We start from the raw sequence: 350 nt of genomic DNA on the forward strand, positions 1-350 counted from the left end.
TGATGAGGTGAACTGATGAGTACAGTAATCCCGCACAATGTGACATGTTTTGATGTGTTTAATGGTGACGCCGATGGGATTTGTGCCTTGCATCAGCTCAGGCTGGCCTTTCCGCGTGAGGCGACCGAGATTACCGGGGTAAAGCGCGATGTGGCTTTGCTGAACCGTATCGATGCCAAGGCCGGTGACAGGATTACCGTACTCGATATTTCTTTAGACACGAATGTGGAGTCGCTCAGGAAGCATTTGATGGCTGGCGCAGAAGTTGAGTATTTCGACCATCATGCGGCTAACCAGCGCTTCGCGCATCCGAATTTGCAACTGTATTGGAATGATGCGCGTGATGTCTG

The 350-nt window shown here is 50.9% G+C and carries 1 pseudogene; it reads left to right on the plus strand.

Annotated features, from left to right (window positions below):
• Nucleotides 1–15: 15 nt before the first annotated feature.
• Nucleotides 16–350: pseudogene (locus KDM89_RS20710) on the plus strand (hypothetical protein); the annotation flags it as partial.

Source organism: Cognatundibacterium luofuense, from assembly GCF_018139685.1.
Lineage (GTDB): Bacteria > Pseudomonadota > Gammaproteobacteria > Burkholderiales > Burkholderiaceae_D > Undibacterium > Undibacterium luofuense.